The following is a 22819-nucleotide window of genomic DNA, read 5'->3' as shown; positions in this document are numbered from 1 at the left end:
TCAGCGATACGTCAGGATCAGGCCGTGGATGAGTTTCGACCAGCCATCCAACAGCACGAACAACAGCAGCTTGAGCGGCACCGAGACCACGGTGGGCGAGAACATCATCATGCCGAGCGCGACCAGTACGTTGGCCACCACCAGATCGATGACCACGAACGCGAGATACAGCAGAAAACCGATGGTGAACGCGGCCGTCAGCTCGCTCACCGTGAACGCCGGCACCAACACCATCAGATCGTCAGAGCGCAGCGATTGCGCTTGCTCCGCGGACCATAGCTGATGCGCCGACTTAACGAAGAAGTCACGTTCACGCGGGCGCGCGTGTTTTGCGAGGAAAGCGCGCAACGGTTCTCGTGCGTCGGAGACGATTCGAAACAAACTCGACGCTTCCATGCGACCGCTCGACAGCCCTTGCTCGGCGCGCTCGGCGATCTGGGTGGCAAGCGGCGCCATGATGTAGATCGACAGCACCAGCGCCAGGCCGTTGAGCACCAGATTGGGCGGAATCTGCGGCAGACCGAGGGCGTTGCGCACTAGCGCCAGCACAATCACGATCTTGGCGAACGAGGTGACCATGATGGCGATCAGCGGCGCGAGCGACAGCAGCGCCAGGGTCAGCAGGACGACGACGGGATCGGGAGTGCCAGTCATGTTGTCGGGCTGCTGTTCTCTTCGAGATATACGTGAGTGATGCGGACGCCGAGGCGTTGGCCGATGGCCACGAGCGCGCCGTGCGCGATAAGGCTGTTGCCAACGCGCAGTTGAATGGTCGAGTCGCCGATGTCCTGCGGCAGCTCGAGTACCGCGCCGGGTTGTAAACGTTCGAGCTGCCACAGTGGCACGTTGAGCTCGCCGGCATCGAATGTGACTGGCACTTCCAGTGTTCGCGCCGTGCGCTCGCTGTCGATGGCGACAGGTTTGGGCGGAGTGGCGGTGGCCGTCGCTTGTGGTTGCAGTTTCATGGTGAGCGCCTGGACGTTTCTGATCTGGAGCTGCCGGTGGCGAACCATGGCCAGCGCCGCGCTGAGATTGCCGATACGGCAGTCGATGTTGATGCCGGCTCGCGTGTGACGTGCGGATTGCACCCAGACGATGTCGCCGGCTTCCAGCTTTCGCATGGCCGACGTGGTGAGTCCGGTTTGTCCAAGCACGAGACGGATGGGAATAGGCAACAGGTGCAGGTTCGCTCGCTGGGCTTTCGATTGCGCCGGCAGCTGTTCGTCGAGCCATGCCAGCGTGGCAGCTGATGGCACTGAAAGTCGACCGTGAGTGACGCAGCCGTCGTCTCCGCGTTGCAAGCGGAAGCCAAGCTTGATGGGCCAGTCGGTTCGTAGTGCCGCTTTCCACTGAATGTCTGTCACTTGCAGCGATTCAGCGAGGACTCGCGGTGTGCTGGTCAGCAATGATGCAACGGTTTTGCGGACCACCAGGCTGCGGAGTGCTGGCGGAAGCAGCTCGAAGGGTTCGCCGATCATGAGTGGATCGATGGCGCCGAGGTTGTCGAGCTCGATCTGCAGGCTGTGAGCGCCGGAGGCGAGGGTGACTGTTATCGCGTGCTCGCCTGGTTGCGCGTTGGCCCAGGAAAAATTCAGCTCCTGGTCGCCGATTTTGAAGGTCGCCGGGCCGTGACGATGTAACAGGCGCTCGATGGCGGGTAGCACCGCTGGATCGATGGTCTCCCATGAGATGGGCTCCGACGTGGCCGGCGAGATGGGCTGCGGCATGGGAAGGAGTTGCTCAGGCTGAGCGGCCATCGCCGTAGCCCTCGATGATTTCGACTCTCGCCACCAGGCCCGTGCTCGCTCCGAGCCGCTCTTCCAGTTCCGCTCGATGCGTCCACATGCTTCGATACGCCGCGTCGTTTCGCGCGAGCAAACGTACGTGGAGGAAGGCGCCGTCTCTTATGAATTCGGCGGACGCGCCGCCCACGATGGCGTGATCCAGAGACACAATGAACCGCGACGCATCGGCTCGCGCCGCGCGTTCCATCGCGACGCTGGTCGCCTGTTCGATCAGCCGCACCGCTTCTTCTAAATCCGGTGCCATCCCAGGCGGCGCCGCCGTTTGAGTCAACGGCAGGGAATAGTAAAGAGAACCCGCCATCGCCGGCACGCCTGTCGCCAACGAGCCCGCATCGCGGCCCTCGGAGGCGGCCGAGTTCGTTGGTTCGGGCAGAGCGGAGCTGGGCTCGCTCAGAGCCTGGCGGAAGCGAGCGATCGTTTCCGTTTGTAGCGCTCTCTGATCCGGGGAGCGAGGGCTTACGCCGGACGTGGGCGGGGTGAGCTGGAGAGGGCGAGTGTCGCTCATACGCCGGCACTCACAACGTCAGAGAGCCACGCGGCGTGTGCCCGGCGCGCGGCAATGGTGGCGAGTTCTTCGTTCTCTCGATGCTGACGAAGCGACCTGGCGTATGCGAGCGAGTGACGGGAGCGAGCAAGTCTGTCGCCGAGTGCTTCCAACCTCACCTGCGCCTTGCGAACAACACCCCGCGCTTTCGTAACCTCATCGGCAGCGACCCGCAACCGCGCTTCGATTTCAGAAAGCTGTTCGTGAACATCGCGCTCCCAAGCGATGAGCACGACGTGATAGCGGTTGTAATCCTCACCGCGACTCAATACGCCATGCGTGCTCAACCAGCTCTGCCATTCGCTTTCCCACGCATCGCGCTGCAGCCGCGCCTGAGCAAGCTCCGCGCGACAAGCCTCTGCTTCGTCTTCGACTTCCCGAAGGACGGCCACCTTCGCCTGCAAATCGCGCTCGAGCGCAGCAAGCCGCGAACCGCGAACGCGATGCAAGTGTTCGAGCGTGACGATATCCCTGGACCGCATCACGACTCCACCGCCCGCCTCAGCAACGCGAGGGTCTCAGGGAGCGAGCCGCGCTCGCCCAACTGCTGTCGCAACAACTTGGTGATATTCGGCTTGCAACGAATCGCCTTGTCCGCCAAGGCGTCAGCCCCCGCCTTGTACTCACCGATCTGCAGCAGCACCTGAATGTCCGCATGCTTCGCCAGCAACTCACGCAGCTCAGCCGCAGCCTTGCGGTGCTCGTTCGATGTCACATGGCTCATGACTCGACTGCGACTTGCGGCGACATCGATGGCTGGGTAGTGATCCGCTGCCACCAACTCACGGGACAACACGATGTGCCCATCGAGCAGCGCCCGCAGCTCCTCGCCGATGGGATCGCCTTCTTCGTCATCGACCAGCACGGTATAAAATGCGGTGATCGCCCCATGAGCACTTTGCCCAGCGCGTTCCACTAACGTCGGAAGCGCCGAGAACACCGAGGGCGGGTAACCACGTCGCGTCGGCGGCTCGCCGGCAGCCAAACCGATCTCACGCAAGGCGCGTGCATAACGAGTCACCGAGTCGATCAGCAGCAGCACCGATCGATTCTGCTGGCGAAAGAACTCGGCAATCGCCGTCGCGACGTTAGCGGCTTTGACTCGCTCACCCGCGGGACGATCCGACGTCGCGGCGACCACAACCGTCTTGGCCGCGCGCCCCGGCGGTAAAACATTGTCGATGAACTCTCTGACCTCGCGACCACGTTCACCGATCAGCCCCACCACCGTCACATCGGCGGCCGTGCCCTGTGCAATCATCGCGAGCAACGTGCTCTTGCCTGCACCCGCCGGCGCAAACACGCCGGTGCGTTGGCCTTCACCGCAAGTGAGTACGGCGTCGATCGCTCGTACGCCAGTCTGCAACGAGCGCTGTATCCGTTTGCGGTCGAGCGGATTCGGCGGTCGGTTGTGCACCGGGAAGTCTTCCGTTTCACTCAGCGGGCCGAGGCCGTCGATAGGTTGACCGAAACCATCCACCACCCGGCCAAGCAGGCCGTTGCCGACGCGAATCGTCGGCGCGCGGCCGCAATTCACCACCTCGGTCTGGACGCAGATGCCGTCGAGCTCTCCGAACGGCAGCAACAGCGTTGCTTGCTTCTGCACGCCGACAACTTCAGCAAACCTGCGCTCCGAGCTGCCGTTGGTGCGCAGCTCGCACAGATCGCCGATACGGGCTTGCACTCCCGTGGCCTTGATCAACGTTCCCACCGCTTCAAGCACACGACCGCGCGACTCGACGGGAGCGACGTCGAGCAACGCTTCATCGAGCGCAGCAGCGAGATAGTGAGGGCGCTGTTGGTGGATGCGCATGACTCACTCCTCGGAGCGAAGATCGCTGGCGAGCCGCTTGCCGACGAAAGCGTTGAGCAGGCCACGACGTAGGGCGGCGAGCTGTGTGTCGATGCTGCCGTCGATGACGCCGAACTCGCTTTCGAGCACGCAGGTGCCGCGCGAGGCGTTGGGATCCTTGGCCACGTCGATCCATTCGACTTGAGGAAATTCCTTCAGCAGCGACGAGACCGCGTCGTTGGCGGGGTCGAACTGCTCCGCGCTGACTCGCAACCGGAGCGGCGTATCGCTCTTTGCTTGCGCCAGAACACGCCGGATCAACGGCTCCAGCAGCGCCCGGTCGCTGGTGTTCGCCAGAATCTGCTGAACCGCCTTGAGCACGGTCTGCACGATGCGGGCTTCGAGGGAGGTAAACGAGTGCTCGAGTTGTGCTTTGGTTTCGGCAATCTGAGTCGACAGCTCCGCACGCGCCTTACGCAATCCAGCCTCATACCCACGTCGACGTGCCTGTTCGATTTCCGCTTCGGTGGTCGCGCGCAGTTGCTCAGCCGCACGCTGAGCAAGGCGAACCGTCTCGCGCGCCTCGACCATCGCTGTGAACTCGTCGGCCTTGATCACCGGATCCCGTCCGGCGATGAGCGCGGCGCGGTTGATCGAGAGAAGGGCGGTCACGCGGCCACCTCCGTGATCGGAACGTTCTCATCGAACAGCCACGAGCACTCGGGCGCGATCATCGATAGAGCTGTCACCACAACATTTGCATTCGACTCCCGGTGATTCAGCGCGGAGCCGATCGAGAAACATTCCTCCGGCCATCCGATGGGGAACTTGAACCGCAGACGACCATGGAGCGCGAGTGTTTGCGGCGGTAGGGCGGAATAGATGATCGCCACACCGCGACGCGCCCAGGCGTCGCTGTGGCCCAGACGCGAGCGCCAGTCCGCGGGCCACAACGCCGGCGCGGCTGGGACAGGCATCGGGCCGCGCCATTCCAGCACCAGTTTGTGAATGTCTTGACCCAGGCTGCGTTGAATCAAGCTCGCATCGTCACGGCTCACCAACAAGCGCAGATGCTGACGCACGAGCAGACCGGCCAGCACGAGACACAGTCGATGGAGCGTCGGGGCGTCGAGCAACGCCAGTCGTTTGCTCCGCTCCAGGAAATCGAAGTCGAACTGGTCGTGGAGCTGGCGCTCACGCAGGAGGGTCGTGGACAGCTCACGAATCCAGAAGGGTTGTGAGCTCAGGGCGGGTTCGATCGAGCCGAGGCGAGCGGTCAACTGCTCGCGCCAGCTGTCGTGCAAATATTCCGCCGGAAACAGATTGAACCTGGTGATCGCCGCCCATGGCGTGCGGCGCTCGTGTGGCGCGAGGCTGGCATGCTCAGGCGGCACGGCGATCCTCCCTACCCACTCCCATCGACTGCCGGCTCGGGTCTGGCTCAGACGTTTTGCCCCGAGCGAGCAGATGAGCCACTCCCGAGCCGAGCGAAGATGCATGCAACAGCATCACCACCATGGCCGCGACCAGTAGCCATGGAATCGCGAGCAGAATCCACAGAGTGGTCGTGCTCGTCGAGGCCACCGTGGCGCCGAAGAACTTGGTCAGCGGAATCTGCGTGCCAGTGGTCACCGGAGCGCGAGCAGGAAACAGGCTGACGGCCACGTTGTCCGGTCCGAGGCCTTCGATGCTTCGCACGACCAGATCCTTCACCGCCGGCACCAGTAACTGCATGTTCAGATCGGGTCGATGCTTGATGAACACCGATGCGGACGACGGCTTCACGGTAGTGTCGAGCGCATTCTGGGCGGGAACGACGATGTGCACGCGCGCGACCATGACGCCGTCGATCTCGGACAAGGTATGCGAAAGCTCCTGTTGCAAGCCGTGTATGAAGCGCATGCGCTCTTCGGTGGGCGAGGAGATCAACCCGTTGCGCTCGAAGACTTCGCCGAGACTCGAATAGCGCTGCGCAGGTTGAGCGTCGGCACGCAACAGCTCGATCGCCGTGGCGACATCTGCATCGCGCACGTAGACGCTGAACTGCTTGTCGTCGGTGACGCGCTTTTCCGCCTCGATGCCGCCACGGATCAACGTGAGCAGCACATCGTTCGCTTCCGTTTCGGTCAGTTGCGAGTAGATGGCTTGTTTACAGCCGGCAAGGGCGAGGATCGAAAGCACTATCGCCGCTCGCCAGGCGTGGCGAGCGGACTGCCGGGACGCAGCGCCATTCAGGAGGCTCATGCACGTTGAGTCAGGGTCTGGACGCCGTTCTCGAAGATCGATGCGCACTTGGAGGAGACTTCGACATCCAGCGCGCAATTGATCATTTGCATCTGGGTCACCACCAGTTCCTTGGTGGTTACTTCCTTGCCATCCGAGAAGCGATGCAAGGCAGCCTGACTCGCTTCCCAGCGCTGCGACAGGCGCTCCAGGTGCAGCTGCAAGCGGTTCTCGCCGACGCCGCTCGTGACGAACGAGCCGCTCGCGCTTGCCGCCGATGTGTTGTTCGGTGCGAACATGAGCTGTTCGAAGCGCGCCACCGACTCAGGTGAGCTCGGCGCACGGCTGACAGGGTTTTGCGAGCTTTGCGGGGCAAACGCCAGATCGGGTAGAACGACGGGGGTGCTCACGCGGAAATCTCCGTTGTCGAAGGGGGGCCGTGAGCATGCTCACGGGCTGACGTTGTAATGCCGGAAGTAGGCGAACGAGCTCGCGTCGCTTTCCGGCGGAGCCTCCTGCTTGCGAGCGAGCTCGACACAGCAGTTGGCGATGCTGATGGCGCCGGCGTCGGCGCCATCGGCGATGATCTTCTCGAACAGCTCGAGCGCTCCCGGGCGGCGCGCGTGCACCAGCATCGTGCCGAGCACCGCACGGCCGATCTCACAATCGGGATGCGTTTCCAGCAGGGCGTTGAGCTCGTCGATGGCTTGATCGAGCTGGCCGCGCCTCGCGTGCACCATGGCCAGCGCGATAAGCGGCGAGGGTTTGCCCGGCCGCAGCTGGCGCAGGCAGATGAATATCTGTTCGGCGCGCTCGTGCATGCCGAACTCGGTGGCCAGGAATCCCGTCTCAGCAAGGCGCTCGAGCAGCAGCGGATCCGGCGCCTTGATACGCCGTGGGGGAATGCCGATGCTCGCGACGCCTTGCTGTGACATGTCGCTCTCCTGTTAGCGAGAGATGGCGCGGGCCGGCGCCGACTTCGCTTCGGAGTCGGACTTGATGATGGCCGACACGGCCGTCGCGACGATCTGATACTGATTCATGCGCAGGCTGGCCTGCGTCAGCTCGGCCGCCGTGGAGTTGGCGCCCAGGCCGTTCACCGCGCTGGATGCCGTGCTCTCGGCGCTGCCTACCGTGTTCACCAAACCGTTCAGGGCAATGGTCATCGTCCTCTCCTCGTTACATGCACTTACATGGGGGGCAAAGTACTCGTCATCCTCGCAAGCTCGCGTGCACCGCCTCGAGCACTTCGATCGACAGTTCGGCGCTTTGCGCGAGCGCCTGCTGAGTACGAAATTCATCCTCGGGTAAGGGCTCGTGCAAGCGTTGACGCGCGCTATCGCGAGCCTGCTCGAAACAACTGCGATATTCCGTCAGCACGCTGTCGCTCGCATCGTCGTGCAGACGACGCGCGAGCTCGCCGTAGGTGTCTGGATCGTCGGGTTTCACCAAGGTCATGAGCGCTTACCCAATGCAGCGACATAGAACTCATATTCGCGGCCGTCACGCGCGAACACCACACGATCCAGCTCGATGCGTTTGATGTTGAAACCGTCGAACTCGTCGCCTTCTCGATAACGCTTGCCTACCTCATTCACCAGATAGCGCTGCTGGCGCCACATCAGCACTGCAAAGCGCTGCGTGATCTGATTGGGTTGCGCCTTAGACGTCGTCTCCGCCACTCGCGCGACCGGCAGTACTTGCAAGTCGAGCAGGCGCAGGCCGGGCACATCTTTGGCCAGCGTGCGCAGGCGAGTCGCCTCCTGCTCCGATGCGATCGGCTGTGTGCAAACGAGCTGCCCGCCGCCGCGATACTGCGGTTCGCAAGCGATGTGCGCCATCGATGCCATCCGTGACATCGCCTCCAACATCTCGTCCGTCGCAAACACTTCGACGCGTGGTCGGAAGCTCGAAACAGCGGCATCGTCGGATAGTTTGATCCGATGATCGTTGCTGGGCACGTAACCGGACAGCAGCAACTCGCGTCCATTGCGTTGATCGATGCCAATCTCGAGCTCGCTGCCGGTGGGTGCGATCTTTGCGAGCCACTGACGCGCGGCGTCCACTCTGGAAGGCATATCTGCCGACTCCGGCGTGGAGAGCGCCGCATAAGTCAGGCTCAGCACACCGGTGAGTCCCACCAGTAATGTCGCGAACAGCACATACGGATTCACTTTGCGCAGCGAACCGATCGCTCCCGTCTCCTCGGTGCGCACGGCGAGGCGCTGCTGGAGCCGCTGCCAATCGGTCGAAGCAGCCCCGACACTGAAAGCGGCTTCGCCGCATTCGACGATCTGTCCCTCGCTGAGCGCGGCAATCTCGCCAGGCGCGATATGCCGGCCGTCGATGGCAACGGACGCATTGAGTGCGCGACAGCTCATGCCGAATCGATCCGCGCTGATCTGGCAATGAGCGGCAGCCACTCCGCCGTCACAGAGCACGACGCCGGAGGAGAAATCCGAGCCGATCACGAGCTTGCCGTCGTCGGGCAATGCCGCGGTCGCGCCGTGATGCAAGCCGTTCAGAACATATATTTGTCTGAGCGGGGCTACCGCGGTCGCATCAGTTGTTACGTGACTTTCGGACACGCGCGTTCACCGTGGAGTGTGATGCACGAAACGTTAGCTGCGTCACGTGAAGTCGCCAACGCAAATCGCGGCTCGAGACGACAAAACGCCAGGAGCACCGGGCGCTTTCGGACCGCGTGCCCGCCGGGCGTTCAGCAGGGCTGCCGAGTCGTCGATCATGGCGCGTGCGCTTTGAATGGAGGTGGAGCGCAGCCGAGCGGCCAGCAGCGCGGCCAGCTCCTCATGGCGATGATTGAATCGGAAACACATCTCGCCGAGATACAGGTGAAAAAAGCTGCAGGGGATCTTGCGGAGCGTCTGCAGGCGCTGTTTCGCGAAGCCCCAGAATTCCTCGATGGGCGTCGATCCCAGGGGAATGGTGTTGCGAGCGTTGACGACGACGTAGCGACCGCGAACCTGCAGGTTCGCCAGCGCCTGCTGATGATCGATGGTCCATACGCCACCAACGGCGGTTCGTTCGCGAAGCAATGGCACGCTCGCTTCCGGCGGCCCGTCGGGAGCCGCGACCATCACCGTGCCTTCGTGCTGAGCGATGCCCATGACGAGCACTCGGCTGGCAGTGGTCCAGCCGCGAAAGCCGCTACGTTGCCGCGATGGAGCGGGGCGACACTGAGCCACCGCGAATGCGGAGCGACTCACGCGCGCGTCGATGGCGCAACAGGCGCGAATCAAACGGTAGAAGCGCTCCTTGGTGTCGACGCATGCGTCGGCTTCGTGTCGCTGGCTGTACACTGAAGCGCCTTGCACGAACGCGCTCAGCAGTTGCGTCTTGGCCGCTTCGGCCAGGCGAATCGATTCCCAAACTGAACGCCAGCTGTACCGATGGCCGCAGCCCTGGCACTTATAACGTCCATCGCCCAGCTTCCAGCTCTGCGCCGCCGAACACTGCGGACATGTGGTCATGTCTGCTCCTTTCAATCGTTGGTCAGTGGAGCGAGCGCCGGAGCGCCGCTCTATCACTGCTTACGAAATCGGGGAGTCAGAAGGCTCACATGGTTGTCACTGTCTCTCGCCAGCGCGCGGCTTCGGCCGGCTTGTTCCACGTTGCATAAAGCGCGACCAGCGCCTGCGCGGTTCGCTGGCGCAGGCGAGCTTCATACGCGGGCAAGCGGGTGACCATCAAGCGTTCATATGTGCTCTTGAGCACCTTTTCGGATTCTTCGCGCAGGCCTGCGCCGGCGAGCGCTACGCCGAGCAAGCTCTGCGTCTTCAGAGTGCGCCAATGAGTCGGTGCGTTTCGTTCGCGCTGCGCCGAAGTCTCACGTAGCAATTCGAGCGCATCCGAGAAATTGCCACGTTCGATCAGCACTGAAGCGAGTCGATCGTTGAGGTCCAGCGTGTACGACTCGGTTGGGCCAAACACCTCGATGGCGCGCGGTGCTACCTCGCGCAACAGGGTCTCCGCCCGCGCCAGATTACCCTGCTCCTGATAGGTTTGAGCAAGATGGGTCGCGGTGACGATGGCAAGCGGATGATCGGCGCCGTAAGCCTTGGTGGCTCGCTCGACCACACTGGCTTGTAACTTCGCAGCCGCGCCCAACTCGCCGCGATCCCGATAGATCGAAGCCAGGAGGTTCTCGGCTCTGAGCGTGTTGGTGTGATCCACGCCGATGGTCCGCCGCGAGAGCTCGACGGTCTGCGTCTGCAGGCGCTCGGCGGTTTGCAGGTCGCCGATTTCACGATGGCTGGTCGCAAGGTTGTGACGGATGATCAGCGTCTCGGGATGATCCTCGCCGGCGATGCGGCGCGAGATCTCGAAGGCCTCGCCATTGAGCGCCATCGCCTGATCCCACTGACCGAGATCCGCGTGCGTATTGGCGAGGTTGTTCATCGAAGTCAGCGTGCTCGGATGCTCCGGCCCGAACGCCTTGCGACAGATCGCCAGCTCTTGCGCATGCAGCTGCTGAGCGTTCAGATATCTGCCCTGATTGCGATAGCCGATCGCCAGGTTATTCATGGTCGACAGCGTCTCTTCGTGCGCCTCGCCCAGGATGCGCTGCTGAGTCGGCAGGATCTTCTCGAGCAGCGACACCATCTGTTCGAACTTGCCGCGCTGATAGAGCAGCAGCGCCACGTTGCCCGCGTGAGCCAATGTGTCGGAGTGCTCGGCGCCGCGCACTCGGGTCATGCGATCGAGCGTCTCCATGGCGAGCGGCTCCGCTTCCTCGTAGCTCGATTCCGCGATCATGATGCTGACGAGCTGGGCCCGAGACTGAAGTGTCTCCGGATGATCTTCACCGAGCTGTTGACGCCGCAGCTCGAGCGCACGCTCGTGATGTTCCCGCGCCGTAGCGTACGCGCCGAGTGCGTCGTACGTCGTGGCGAGCGTGTACTGCACATTGGCCTCGATCAACGGCTGGTCGACGAAGCGCTCACGTGCTTTGGCGGCAGCGCGATCGAGGACCGTGCGCAGCTTCACGTCCGGCTCCGGCTGTTCGTCCGGCCCTGCCTGAGCGAGCAGATCGTCTCGCAGGAAGTTGATCACCTGCTCGCGCGATGCGGCTTCGATCTGCGCTCGATGCTCCGCTTGCCTGGCGCGCACGGCCAGCCAGGCACTCACAGCGGTCGCGCCGACCAGGAACAGAACAAACACGGCGAACATCCCGACCACGGCCCGATGTCGTCGCGCGAATTTTGCCAGCGCATACACGGCTGTATGTGGACGCGCCAGCACCGGCTCGTTGCGCAGATGACGTTCCAGATCCTGCGCCAGTTCGGTGGCGCTCGCGTAGCGACGACCCGGTTCCTTTTCAAGGCAGCGAAGCACGATCCAATCGAGCTCGCCTTGCAAATGTTTGCTCAGCTGCGCCAATGGGACACGAACGCGCGCAATGGCGACAGCGGCCTGCTCGGGCGACAGTGTGCGAAGTTTGTGAGATGGTCGCTGCGGCTCGTCGCCACGAATGCGCTGTTTGATCGCGGCGATTTGCGAATCCGAGACGGCATTGACATCAAAGGGCAGGCATCCCGTCAGTAGCTCGTACAGCAGCACGCCGAGCGCATAAATGTCGCTCTGGGCATCGACCGCGCCGTTGCCCGGATATGTCTGCTCGGGGCTCATGTAGGCGGGCGTGCCGACAAACTGATCGAATGCTGTGAACTGCGTGTGATCGCCGACGCGCCCCTGCGTGGCCTTGGCCACACCGAAGTCGATGACTTTGGCCAGCGCCGCGCCCTCGTGCAGGGTCACCAGAATGTTGGAGGGTTTGATGTCGCGATGGATGACGCCTTTGGCATGCGCGTGCTGAATTGCGTGGCACACCTGAATGAACAGGCGAATGCGCTCTTCGAGCGTGAGTCGGCATTGAGCGCAGTAGTCGGTGATCTTGATCCCGCGCACCAGCTCCATGACGAAGTAGGGCCGGCCAGTCGGCGTCGAGCCGGCGTCGAACACCGTGGCGATGCCTGGATGATCCATCATCGCCAGCACTTGCCGCTCCGCCTGGAAGCGCGAGACCACCGCCCGCGTGTCCATGCCGAGCTTGATGATCTTCAGCGCGACTTGTCGTTGCAGAGGTTGCGATTGCTCCGCCAGGTATACGACGCCGCAGCCGCCTTCGCCTATCTGATGTAACAGCCGATACGGACCGATGGCTTCGACTTCCGCATGCTCCTCGAGCCAACTGCGCTTCGAATCGGCCGCAGCGCTGGGGATAATTGGCGAGATAAAGTCGTCCGCGGGCTGCACGCCTGAGAGTAGCGCGTCGATGCGCTCGCGCAGGCTGCGGTCGTCGCCGCAGGCGCGATCGAGAAAGCGCGCCCGTTCAGATTCGGGCAGCGCCAGCGCGGATGAGAACAGCGCTTCTTCAAGCTGCAGCGTCTGGGTCATGCTCGAAGCGTCTCTCTAGGAGTTGCGCAGCTCGCGATAGATCCACGTCTTGGCGAACATCCACCAGCGATTGGCGGTGGCGCGCGACACGCTCAAGGCGAGCGCGGCTTCATTCACTTCCAGGCCGACGAAGTAGCGCAGCTTGACCAGCTCGGCGATTTGCGGGTGTTCAAGCTCGAGCCGATCGATGGCGGCGCTCATGGCGAGCAGGCGCTCATCCTCCTCGCCAGTTTCGGCAAGCTCCACTTCATCGATATCTATATGCTGATTCGCGCCACCATGGCGAAGCGCCTGCCGACGACGAGCCCGGTCGATCAATATATGGCGCATCGTTTCAGTGGCGGCGGCGATGAAGTGCGCCCGACTCTGCCATTCGCCGGCTTCGGCGCGACTCAGGCGCAGCCAGGCTTCGTGAACCAGCGCCGTCGGTTGTAATGTCGCATCGTGCGCGCGCCTGGCTATTTGTGTCGCCGCCAGTCGCCTCAGTTCGTCGTACACCGCCGGGAGCAGGGCAGCGATCGTGGGTTCGGTGCGGTGGCGGCGATTGCTTTCGAGCACTAACGATCCTTTGGTTGCGAATATTCCGTCGCAGCTCGCGGGTCTTGTCGCGCGACATCCCTGTCACGCCCGGATTCTTGTACAGCAGTGCTGAAAAAGTACAGCGTTGTCCGCGACGCCGATTGGCGACAAGGACTTGCAAATCCTTCAGGTTGCGCTGACGCTGGGAGCCGCGCTACCAGAGCCGTGGAATGAATCGCCACCTGACGCTCTGAGCGTATTGCGCATAGCCGTTGTCATACATCAGCAAGTGACGTTCTTCAGTGATAGCGCGGAGTGCGTAGATCACTGTCCAGCCGAATAGCGCGACCAGCGTATAGCCGGTCGCGCGCCAGTTGCCGTCCGCGATTGTCATTCCGATGGTGGGAAGCGCACCCAGCCACCAGGCGAGGTTCTTCGCCGCATAGGCAGGATGTCGCACCAACGCGTAAGGCCCATGCGTGACAATGCCTCGGTTAGTCAGATTACTGGCCTTGAAGCCCAGCGCAATCGATGCCCAGGAGAAAACGGCCAGCGCCATCAGCAGCGTCACGTTGATGCCGAGGTGGAGCAAGTCATTCTCGAAGTGGGGGAAGTCGCTGCTGCGCCATTCCAGAAAACGCATCGTGAAATCGTTGAAGGGCGGGTAGCAGATCAAACAGATGAACCAACCGAAGAAGGTGGGATCCACGCTGCGGATACGGTTGCCAAGCGCCGGCAACTCGATGATGTAGCCCAACGTGAATAGCAGCGTGTCCACGAACAGAATCAGCTGAAAGGCCGCCCAGAACAGGGAGGTGTCGAACAGCACGCGCCCGGACACGCCGCTGTCCACGGCGGTCGCGAGCTGCAGCAGCGATCCCACCAGGTTGGCGATGTGAATCAGGCACCAGTTGATCATCAACGGCGCGAAGAAGAACTTCAGCAGCAACGCCAACCCGGCCTGGCGGGCGAGCGGCGAAAGCCGCACCGTGGTTGGCAAGGCCATGGATGAACTCGACCCTCTGACTTTCGCTGCGCGGCTGCGTCGCAGGGCGAACCACAATCCCTGCATGAAGGTAAAGCTCTTCGAGCGCATCCACGGATAGCGCGCGTAGTACGGGACCAGTATCACCGCATACAGCACGACGAGCGTGACCAGCACGGCATGCACGCTGATCGTCGCCTCGATAGAAAACATGCCGAGATGCCACTGCCCTTGCAGGATCGAGCGGTGAAAATCGCTGACACTGGCAATGATCCAATACGACAGACCGATGAAGGCCAGCGTCGATAGATAACTGGAGGCGAAGCGCCAGCTGCACAGCCGGCCGAGCGGGGTGACGGGGGCAATGGTGGCGATGGAAACATTCATGGCGGTCCGCTGCCGATGCTCTCTTGCTCACGATCGAGGAGAGGGCGCAGGGCCGCGCCCTCTCGCAAGCCCAAGCTAAGGTGTTTACGCCCCGATCAGGGAGTATTGCCGTAGCCGATGGCGCCGTTACAGTGCATCCATTCGCTGTTGGATCCACCGCCGCAGCTGCCGTTGGCGTACAGCCCGGTGTTATAGGATTGCGCTTCGGACTGGCGCGTCTGGCCGTTCACCTGGATGTAGTCCACCTGCACATCGCGATTGCCGCCGTCGTTGGTGAACGCGACCGTGATGCCGCCGCTCAGGCTGGTGGTCGCCGTATAGTTCTGCATGCCCGTCGACAGTGACCAGGTCGCGACGTTGTTGTTGTTGACGCGCAGGGTGATGGACTCGCCGCCGGCCGTGCCACGCGCACGCACGACGATGGTCTTGTTTCCACCGCCGCCACTGCTGCTACTGCTCGAAGACGACGAACTGCTGCTGGAGGACGAGGAGCTGCTGCCGCCGTCGCTCACGGTGATGTCGGAGCTGCCGCTGCTCTGATATCCCTCGGTGGCCATGACCATGTAGTTGTGAGTGCCCATGTTCATGCCATAGCTGCGCCAGGCGTCGAAATGATTGCCAGTGGTAATGCTCCCGCCGACGCGCTTCTGCTGCCGAACGCTCCAGTATTGATAGAACGTCCGCGTGCCTTCGATCGAGGGCGCGTTGACTCGCTGGGTGCGATAAACATCGTAAGTGCCGCCGTCGCTCACGACGGTGCCCATGAAGCCTTCGCCTCCGGGCGGACGCCACGTGCCCCAGCTATCGACGATGTAATATTCCACCAGCGGGTTGGTGGTCCAGCCATAGAGCGCCAGATATGAATTGCCGGACGGATTGAAGCTGCCCGAATAATTCACCACGCGGCGCCCGCCGGTTTGCCAGCCTTTGCCGCCGACCCAATTCCCGACGTTGGACCATTGTGAGCTGTAGCGACCGCCCGGCTGCAAGGTGAACGACACCGAGCCGCCGCCATCGGTCCAGAACGAATAATAGTAGCCGCCGTGAGTGCCGGTCTGACTCTGGGTCAAGGTTTGCGCGGGTGTCGCTGAGAAGCTCAGCGCCGCCACGCAACCCAGCGCGGTGGCCACGAACCTTGACTTCGACGTAACTCCTTTCAATCTCGCGAGCATGAGAAGTCCCCCTTTCATGTGACGGGCCGCGACGTTGCCGCCCGCTGCAAAAGTTCATTCCTTGGTTGCTGCTGGAATAGAGAGTCAAGTGTGAGGGGTTGCCGAGTGGATCACCTCCCTGTGTCTGCTGCGATCGAGAATGTTACCGCTACCTTGCGGGCGAGTACTTATGCGCCTCGAGCCGTTGGAGTGTCAAGCGAGTCTCGGCATGCATCGGAAAATATAGGTCGCCGCGAGCGGAATCGGCGACGTGGCGGCAAGCGCGCTGGCGAGCATGGCGCGTTTGTTAAGCGCACATAAAGTTGCGCCGGCTCACGGGCCGGCGCAACACACTTGCTATCGAGTCGCGAGCGACGCGTCAGCGACTGACGAACGGATCGATGGTCTTGATTGTGCCGTCGGGGTTGTAGAACAGCTCGGTGACTTTCACGTTGCGCAGACGCGTCTGTCCGGAGAGCTGCGAGTCGGCGTAGAACAGCCACCAGCGCCCGTCCCATTCGACGATGGAATGATGCGTGGTCCAGCCTTCGACGGGCTCGAGAATGCGACCGGTGTATCTGAACGGACCGTACGGCGAGTCGCCGATGGCGTAGACGATGTAGTGCGTGTCGCCGGTCGAGTAGCTGAAGTAGTACTTGTCGTTGTACTTGTGCATCCAGGACGCTTCGAAGAAGCGGCGATCGTGATCGCCGCCCAGCAGCGGCTTGCCGTTCTCGTCGGTGACCACCACGTCACGTGGCTGCTCCGCGAACTGGAGCATGTCGTCGCTCAACATCGCGACCTTTGCAGTCAGCGCGGGTTGATCGTCCGCCTGCAAGTCGGTCTTCGAGCCGTTTGGATCGTACTCGCCAGTGGTGAAGCGTTGCAGCTGTCCGCCCCAGATGCCGCCGAAGTACATGTAGCTCTTGCCGTCCGAGTCGGTGAAGACAGCCGGATCGATCGAGAAACTGCCCTTGATGGGCTCCGGCTGCGGTTCGAACGGTCCGACCGGCGACTTGGAGGTCGCGACGCCGATGCGAAACGCGCCTTGTTTGTCCTTGGCGGGGAAGTAGAGGAAATAGGTATCGCCCTTCCTGGCCGCGTCCGGCGCCCACATCTGTTTGTCGGCCCAGGGCACTTGATCGATATCCAGCGCGACCGGATGCAGAGTCACCGGGCCGCCGATCTTGTCCATGCTCAGCACGCGGTAGTCGCGCATCTCGAAGTGCGAGCCCAGGTCGTCCTCGGGCGTCGGGCCTTCGATGTCGTGACTGGGATAAACATAGATCTTGCCATCCCAGACGTGCGCCGAAGGATCGGCGGTGTAGATCTCGGAGATGAGCGGCTGAGACAGATACTGACGTCCTTCTGTAGCTGACGCCTGCGGAGCTGCGTTGTCAGCGTCGGCGGCGGTTTCATTCTCGGAGGAGCATGCGGCGACGGCGAGCGCTGCGCATGCAACCAGATACATCGGCGGACGATTCATTCAGTTCTCCTGAGGATGACGGCAATGGGCAGCATCGAAGCTGTCTTGTTGGCGCGCCAACGTTAGCACCAATCGGGTGCGTCTGGTAGCGGTATCAAACTATCGGGCGGCCAGGAGGTCAAGGCGCGCGGCAGGTGACAGCGACAGACAGGAAATCCAAAAAGCGGCGCCCCGAGGCGTCGAGGCAACATGTGGCCTGCAAGAAGCGGAGCGAGCCCCGAGCCTCCTGAACGCATCTCTAAGCGCCGGATCACAGCCGGAAAAATGGAATCGTGGTCTCGGCCTTTGTCCCTGGACACCGAATCAGGACAGCCGCCGAGGACAGCGATTCGTGTTGACAGCGATGGCCAAGTGGGCTCACGGTGCGCACCGTCCAAGGAATGCACTACATCGGGTCGGGCCGTAGCGCGTCGGCCAAAAAGGCGTGCGCGGCCTGTCGATGTTTCACCAACGGGGGAATGGAGATGTCCAAACTCATGTCGTCGCTGCGACGCAGTGTCGTCGCTTGGAGTGCTCTACTGCTGTTGCCCATGGCCGCCTGGTCGCAGACCTTGCCGCCGGCATCGCAGGTCGCCGCCCAGATGCAACTCGGCTGGAATCTGGGCAATACGCTGGAAGCTCAATGCGGTGAGACCGCGTGGGGCAATCCCATGGTCACCCAGCAATTCATCGACTCGGTGCGCGCTGCCGGCTTCAATTCCATCCGCATCCCTGCGGCTTGGGATTGTCACGCCGATCAATCCACCATGACGATCGATGCGGCGTGGATGGCGCGCGTCAAGCAAGTCGTCGACTACGCGCACGGGCAGGGGATGTACGTCATCCTCAACATCCACTGGGACGGGGGCTGGCTCGAGGAACATCCGCTGTACTCGCATCAACAAGCGGTCAATCAGAAACAGAACGCCTACTGGACTCAGATCGCCACCACGTTCCGGAACTACAACGAGCGGCTGCTGTTCGCCGGCACCAACGAAGTCCATGCCGATTACGGCACGCCGACCACCGAACACATCACCGTGCAGCAGTCGTATCTGCAGACTTTTGTAAACGCCGTTCGTGCTACCGGTGGCAATAACGCTTCGCGGACCTTGGTGGTGCAGACCTACAACACCAACGCCTGGCACGGCCTGAACTACTTCACCATGCCTACCGACACGATCGCGAACCGGATGATCGTGGAGATTCATCACTACGACCCTTACGACTTCACTTTGAATCCCAGCGGCAGTTGTCTGTACTGGGGCGCGCCGTATCCATCGCAGAGCGCGTGCACGTGGGCGCAAGAGGCATATCACGACGACCTGTTCTCGCAGGTAAGAAACAAGTGGATTGCGCAGGGTGTGCCGGTGATCATCGGCGAGTACGGCGTGGCTACGCGTCCCAATCTCAGCTTGCCGGCGCGTCAGTACTATCTCGAGTACGTCAACCGTGCGGCGGCCGCGAACGGCATCAAGACGTTCTATTGGGACAACGGAGTGAACCCCAATCAGACCAATGGCTTCGCACTGTTCGATCGCAACAGCGGCGCAGTCATCGATCAAGGCGCACTGGATGCCGTCAAGCGCGGCGCTGGCATCGGCGCGCCAACGAACTACACACTCACCGTGAACAAATCGGGCGCCGGCAGCGGCACCGTGACCTCGTCCCCCTCGGGAATCAACTGCGGCAGTACCTGCAGCGCGAATTATTCGAGCGGGACGTCAGTGACGCTGACTGCAGCGGCGGCGAGTGGTTCGACGTTTGGGGGTTGGGCCGGAGCATGTAGCGGCACGGGCGCGTGCACTGTTGCGATGACTGCAGCGCGTTCCGTCACTGCAACGTTCAACGGTCCAGGCGGCAGCTATTCGCTCAGCGTCACGAAGATGGGCAGCGGGAGTGGCACCGTCACTTCCACGCCTTCAGGAATCAATTGCGGCAGCACCTGTGCGGCGAATTTTTCGAGCGGCACGTCCGTGTCGCTCACAGCGACGCCCGCGAGCGGCTCGACGTTCGGCGGCTGGAGTGGAGCGTGCTCCGGCACCGGCAGTTGCACGGTGTCGATGACAGCAGCGCGCAATGTGACCGCGACGTTCAACACTTCCGGCAGTGGTGGCACGTGCGCGAACGCCATCACCTTCACCAATAACACGGGCAATTTCAACACCACGGGCGCGGTGTGTTATCGAACCAATGCGAACGTCAACGGTTGGGGTTGTTCGAATTTCGACGGCCGCACCCTCACCGTGGGTGGGCAAGCTCGAAGCTGCGGACAGCTGCCGCTGACTCGATCGTCTGACGGTTATTACTACTTCTCGGTGACCGCTGGCACTTATCCCTGGGCGAGCATTTACGCCTGGTAACTCACAACAAAGACTGAACGGCTGCCGGCGCGCGTAACGCGCGTCGGCAGCCGATTGTCTAGCGGCAGACATTCACGCATGTCGCCAAGTATCCACATATGCCAGCGCCGCGGAAGATGAACGAAACACCTCGCCAAGTATTCTTGTCCACCGGTGGACAGACTTGTATGAGTTATGATATTCATTAGTGAATAATATTTCATAGCCTTCCGTAGCCGCGGGCGGAAGGGCACTGGTCAGGCAATGGGGGATACGTTGTTATGGCTGAGGTGAAATCACGCTGCGTCGCTCGCAGCTCGTCCGTGACGAAGGCTGTGCGTCGTGTGCTTCGTGAGAAAAGCAGGACGTCGGCGGCGCCCGCACTGGCGATGTTGATGACATTGGCGGCCCCTGCGCATTCGCAGGAGGCAGCGGGCGAGCCCGAAGAAGTCGTCGTCACGGGCATTCGCCTGCAACTCGAAACATCTCAGGCGCGCAAGGAAAACGCCGAAGAGATCCTGGATTCGATCACCGCAGCCGATATCGGCGCACTTCCCGATCGAAGCGTCACCGAGGTGTTACAGCGCATTCCAGGTCTCACTATCGGTCGAGTGCCGGAAGCGCGCGATGCTGACCGTATCGCAGTGGAAGGCTCCGGCGCGACCATTCGCGGCTTGTCATGGGTGCGCAGCGAGCTGAATGGGCGCTCGGCATTCTCTGCGAATGAAGGTCGTACGCTCGGTTTCGAGGATATTCCTCCCGAGCTGATGTCGGCGGTGGATGTTTATAAAAATCCGTCCGCGGCCATGATCGAAGGCGGCCTGGCCGGCGTGGTGGACCTGCGCACTCGCATGCCCTTCGATAGTCCCGATCGGGTGCTGGGTGTGTCGGCGGAATACACCGTGGGCGATCTGGCCGAGAAGGAGCGTCCTTCGGGTTCGTTTCTTTACAGCGATCGCTGGAACACCGGCATCGGCGAATTGGGCCTGCTGATCTCGGCGAGCGCATCGCAATTGACGACTCGAACGCACACGCTGCACATCGATAAATATTACGCGCGCACCGACTTGCCAGGTTACGAAGGCCAGACGGTGTTTGCGCCAGGTGGCGTCGGCTGGCGTCAGCTGACCGTCGATCGCGATCGCCTGGGCGGCTCGCTGGCGTTGCAATGGCGGCCGAGCGATACCGTGGACGTGTCTCTGCAATATTTCCTTGCGGACGCCACGTTCGAGCAGGACGAGAATGCTTTGTGGACCGAGCAGGGAAACAGCCTTACCGGTCGCAATCTGCAAGTCGCCAACGGGTATCTGGTCGGCGGCGATATCGGTAACACGTATTTCAACGGCTCGTCGCGCTTCAACGAGCGCGAGAGCGAGAATCACGACGCCGCGCTTCATCTGACGTGGCGGCCCGGCGATCAGTGGCGTTTCGACCTGGACGTGCAGCGCGCCTTCGCCGATACCGACGCCATCGATCTGACCATGGGATCGCCCACGTTTGCTCAGGGCAGTGGCGACGCGCTGGGAGTGGATCTGCAGCTCAACGGCAGCCGCAAGCCGAGTTTCGTAGTCATGCCCAACAGCGTCATGACCGATCCGGAGCAGTTCTACTATGGCTGGGCGATGGATCATTACGAGAAAAACGATGCCGATGCCTGGGCCTACCGGGCCGATGGCGAGTACACCTTCGACAACGGCGACTGGCTGGATCGCATCCGCTTCGGCGTACGCCACGAGGATTACAACTCGACCACGCGTGAGACCGGTTACCGTTGGGGTTCCGTGGCACAAGGCAACGGCGACACGACGTTCGCCAGCGGCAGCGTGCCCGTCATGCGGCAGGATTTCTCGGATTGGTTTCATGGCGGGCGAGCGCCGAGTGGCTACATGTTTCCTCGGACCTCGGCGTTCGACAGTCGCCAGAGTTTCCAGAACACGGTGCTCAGCGTCTCCACCCCGGGCACCTGCTGCGCGTGGACGCCCTGGAATGGCGACTTCACCGATACTTCGCCAGGCAACGACGGCTTGGGCATCAACACTCAGGACCAGCGGACCTGGGCAGGGTATGTCGCCGCGCATTTCCAGAAGAACAAACTGGACGGCAATCTCGGCGTGCGCGTGGTTCGCACCGAGAACCTCGGCACCGGACTGCTGACCTTCAGTGGCGCCAATCTCATCGGAGCGCCGGAGGAGCAGGCCTTCGCCAACGGCGCCTCCTTCGAAGCGACCGAAGAGAACACCTATACAGACGTGCTGCCGAGCTTGAATCTGCGGTACAAGTTACGGGACAACCTGTTCCTGCGCTTCGCGGTGGCGCGTTCTTTGGCGCGCCCCGACTTTCCGAAGCTGCTGCCCGCGATCAACATCAGCGCAGACCTGGGCGTGATGGTGGGAGGCGTCTGCAACGAGTTACCGGAAGGCGTCGAGGTCGGCAACTGCGTGTTCGAATACAACGGCTATTCGGGCAACCCGGACCTGGAGCCGATGCGCTCCTGGCAATACGATCTGGCCGCCGAGTGGTACATCAATCCCACCAATTCGCTCAGCGGCGCGATCTTCTACAAACGGGTCGAAGGTTTCCTCGAGACCTCGTTGAATTCCGCGGTGGAGTACACCAACAACGGCCAGACTCGCACGGTCCGTGTGCTGCGTCCCGAGAATCAAGGCAACGGTCACGTGCAAGGTTTCGAAGCGGCGTGGAACGGCTTCTTCGACTTCCTGCCGGGCTTCTGGAGAAACTTCGGCGCGCGAGCGGCATTCACCTATGTGGAAAGCGGCGGGACGCGCAACGTCGCGGCCAATCCGTACGACGCCAGTCAACGCGACAATTCGGCCATCGACGAATACCCGCTCGAGGGTTTGAGTAAGACCAGCTACAACGCGGAGCTGTACTACAGCACGCAGCGTTTCGAAGCACGCCTGGCGTACAACTGGCGCGAACGCTACGTGCTCACCATGGCCGCGGCCAATCTGGATATTCCCGCCTGGGCGGATGATTACGGTCAGCTCGACGGCTCGGTGCAGTGGAACGTGCGGTCGAACATCAAGGTCGGTGTGCAAGCGGTCAATCTCACCGACGCGACCTATCGGGTACTGGTCGACAACGTTGCGCAGAACACCGGTCTCACTTATCACAACTGGGTGAGTGCCGATCGTCGCTACAGTGTGTTCGTCCGGACCAGTTTCTGAC

Annotated in this window: 21 protein-coding genes; 2 read left to right on the top strand and 19 right to left on the bottom strand. The window is 62.1% G+C overall.

Annotated elements, in window-relative coordinates:
- The 19 genes from sctR to JM946_RS19270 form a co-directional block, all read right to left on the bottom strand.
- Positions 1 to 654, bottom strand: coding sequence for a type III secretion system export apparatus subunit SctR (gene sctR, locus JM946_RS19360; protein ID WP_203169009.1), 654 nt, complete (start codon positions 652 to 654; stop codon positions 1 to 3).
- On the bottom strand, positions 651 to 1757 hold the full coding sequence (gene sctQ, locus JM946_RS19355; RefSeq protein ID WP_218042992.1) for a type III secretion system cytoplasmic ring protein SctQ: 1107 nt from the start codon (positions 1755 to 1757) through the stop codon (positions 651 to 653). Before sctQ ends, sctR begins: the two co-directional genes overlap by 4 nt.
- Entirely contained in the window at positions 1741 to 2049 is a 309-nt protein-coding gene (locus tag JM946_RS19350; protein ID WP_203169007.1) for a hypothetical protein, read from the bottom strand. Before JM946_RS19350 ends, sctQ begins: the two co-directional genes overlap by 17 nt.
- 257 nt (positions 2050 to 2306) lie before the next feature.
- Complete coding sequence (locus JM946_RS19345) at positions 2307 to 2831, bottom strand: hypothetical protein (protein ID WP_203169006.1); 525 nt, start codon at positions 2829 to 2831, stop codon at positions 2307 to 2309.
- A complete protein-coding gene (locus JM946_RS19340; protein WP_203169005.1) occupies positions 2831 to 4162 on the bottom strand; it encodes a FliI/YscN family ATPase in 1332 nt (443 codons plus the stop codon). The genes JM946_RS19345 and JM946_RS19340 overlap by 1 nt, the downstream gene beginning before the upstream one ends.
- Before the next feature lie 3 nt (positions 4163 to 4165).
- Entirely contained in the window at positions 4166 to 4813 is a 648-nt protein-coding gene (gene sctL / locus JM946_RS19335; RefSeq protein WP_203169004.1) for a type III secretion system stator protein SctL, read from the bottom strand.
- Complete coding sequence (locus JM946_RS19330; protein ID WP_203169003.1) at positions 4810 to 5535, bottom strand: SctK family type III secretion system sorting platform protein; 726 nt, start codon at positions 5533 to 5535, stop codon at positions 4810 to 4812. The genes sctL and JM946_RS19330 overlap by 4 nt, the downstream gene beginning before the upstream one ends.
- Positions 5525 to 6385 (bottom strand): type III secretion system inner membrane ring lipoprotein SctJ, encoded by an 861-nt coding sequence (sctJ, locus tag JM946_RS19325; protein WP_203169002.1) that lies wholly within the window; start codon positions 6383 to 6385, stop codon positions 5525 to 5527. The genes JM946_RS19330 and sctJ overlap by 11 nt, the downstream gene beginning before the upstream one ends.
- Positions 6382 to 6774: a hypothetical protein gene (locus JM946_RS19320; protein ID WP_203169001.1), complete on the bottom strand. Its 393-nt coding sequence runs from the start codon at positions 6772 to 6774 to the stop codon at positions 6382 to 6384. Before JM946_RS19320 ends, sctJ begins: the two co-directional genes overlap by 4 nt.
- A 39-nt stretch (positions 6775 to 6813) precedes the next feature.
- Entirely contained in the window at positions 6814 to 7299 is a 486-nt protein-coding gene (locus tag JM946_RS19315) for a tetratricopeptide repeat protein (RefSeq protein WP_203169000.1), read from the bottom strand.
- Between the two features lie 12 nt (positions 7300 to 7311).
- Positions 7312 to 7530, bottom strand: a complete 219-nt coding sequence (locus JM946_RS19310; protein WP_203168999.1) for a hypothetical protein — start codon at positions 7528 to 7530, stop codon at positions 7312 to 7314.
- 46 nt (positions 7531 to 7576) lie between these two features.
- Positions 7577 to 7822, bottom strand: coding sequence for a hypothetical protein (locus JM946_RS19305; RefSeq protein WP_203168998.1), 246 nt, complete (start codon positions 7820 to 7822; stop codon positions 7577 to 7579).
- Positions 7819 to 8952: an FHA domain-containing protein gene (locus JM946_RS19300; RefSeq protein ID WP_203168997.1), complete on the bottom strand. Its 1134-nt coding sequence runs from the start codon at positions 8950 to 8952 to the stop codon at positions 7819 to 7821. The genes JM946_RS19305 and JM946_RS19300 overlap by 4 nt, the downstream gene beginning before the upstream one ends.
- Before the next feature lie 42 nt (positions 8953 to 8994).
- Positions 8995 to 9855, bottom strand: coding sequence for a hypothetical protein (locus JM946_RS19295; RefSeq protein ID WP_203168996.1), 861 nt, complete (start codon positions 9853 to 9855; stop codon positions 8995 to 8997).
- A gap of 85 nt (positions 9856 to 9940) precedes the next feature.
- Complete coding sequence (locus tag JM946_RS19290) at positions 9941 to 12781, bottom strand: serine/threonine-protein kinase (protein ID WP_203168995.1); 2841 nt, start codon at positions 12779 to 12781, stop codon at positions 9941 to 9943.
- Between the two features lie 15 nt (positions 12782 to 12796).
- The gene (locus JM946_RS19285) at positions 12797 to 13339 is read right to left on the bottom strand and encodes an ECF-type sigma factor (protein ID WP_203168994.1); all 543 of its coding nucleotides are present in this window, start codon (positions 13337 to 13339) and stop codon (positions 12797 to 12799) included.
- A 175-nt stretch (positions 13340 to 13514) separates the two neighbouring features.
- The gene (locus JM946_RS19280; protein ID WP_203168993.1) at positions 13515 to 14672 is read right to left on the bottom strand and encodes a methyltransferase family protein; all 1158 of its coding nucleotides are present in this window, start codon (positions 14670 to 14672) and stop codon (positions 13515 to 13517) included.
- A 95-nt stretch (positions 14673 to 14767) separates the two neighbouring features.
- A complete protein-coding gene (locus tag JM946_RS31320; RefSeq protein WP_203168992.1) occupies positions 14768 to 15844 on the bottom strand; it encodes a glycoside hydrolase family 11 protein in 1077 nt (358 codons plus the stop codon).
- Between the two features lie 358 nt (positions 15845 to 16202).
- On the bottom strand, positions 16203 to 17309 hold the full coding sequence (locus JM946_RS19270) for a glycoside hydrolase family 43 protein (RefSeq protein WP_203168991.1): 1107 nt from the start codon (positions 17307 to 17309) through the stop codon (positions 16203 to 16205).
- Positions 17310 to 17773: 464 nt separating this feature from the next.
- Between JM946_RS19270 and JM946_RS19265 the strand changes: the two genes are divergently transcribed.
- Together JM946_RS19265 and JM946_RS19260 are read left to right on the top strand one after the other, a co-directional pair.
- Positions 17774 to 19651, top strand: a complete 1878-nt coding sequence (locus tag JM946_RS19265) for a cellulase family glycosylhydrolase (RefSeq protein WP_203168990.1) — start codon at positions 17774 to 17776, stop codon at positions 19649 to 19651.
- Positions 19652 to 19911: 260 nt separating this feature from the next.
- On the top strand, positions 19912 to 22818 hold the full coding sequence (locus JM946_RS19260) for a TonB-dependent receptor (protein ID WP_218042990.1): 2907 nt from the start codon (positions 19912 to 19914) through the stop codon (positions 22816 to 22818).
- Position 22819 lies beyond the last annotated feature (1 nt).

It is taken from the genome of Steroidobacter gossypii, from assembly GCF_016801985.1.
GTDB classification, from domain to species: Bacteria; Pseudomonadota; Gammaproteobacteria; order Steroidobacterales; family Steroidobacteraceae; genus Steroidobacter; species Steroidobacter gossypii.
The sequence above is the reverse complement of the archived record's forward strand: the minus strand, read 5'-3'. Positions and strand labels throughout refer to the sequence as shown.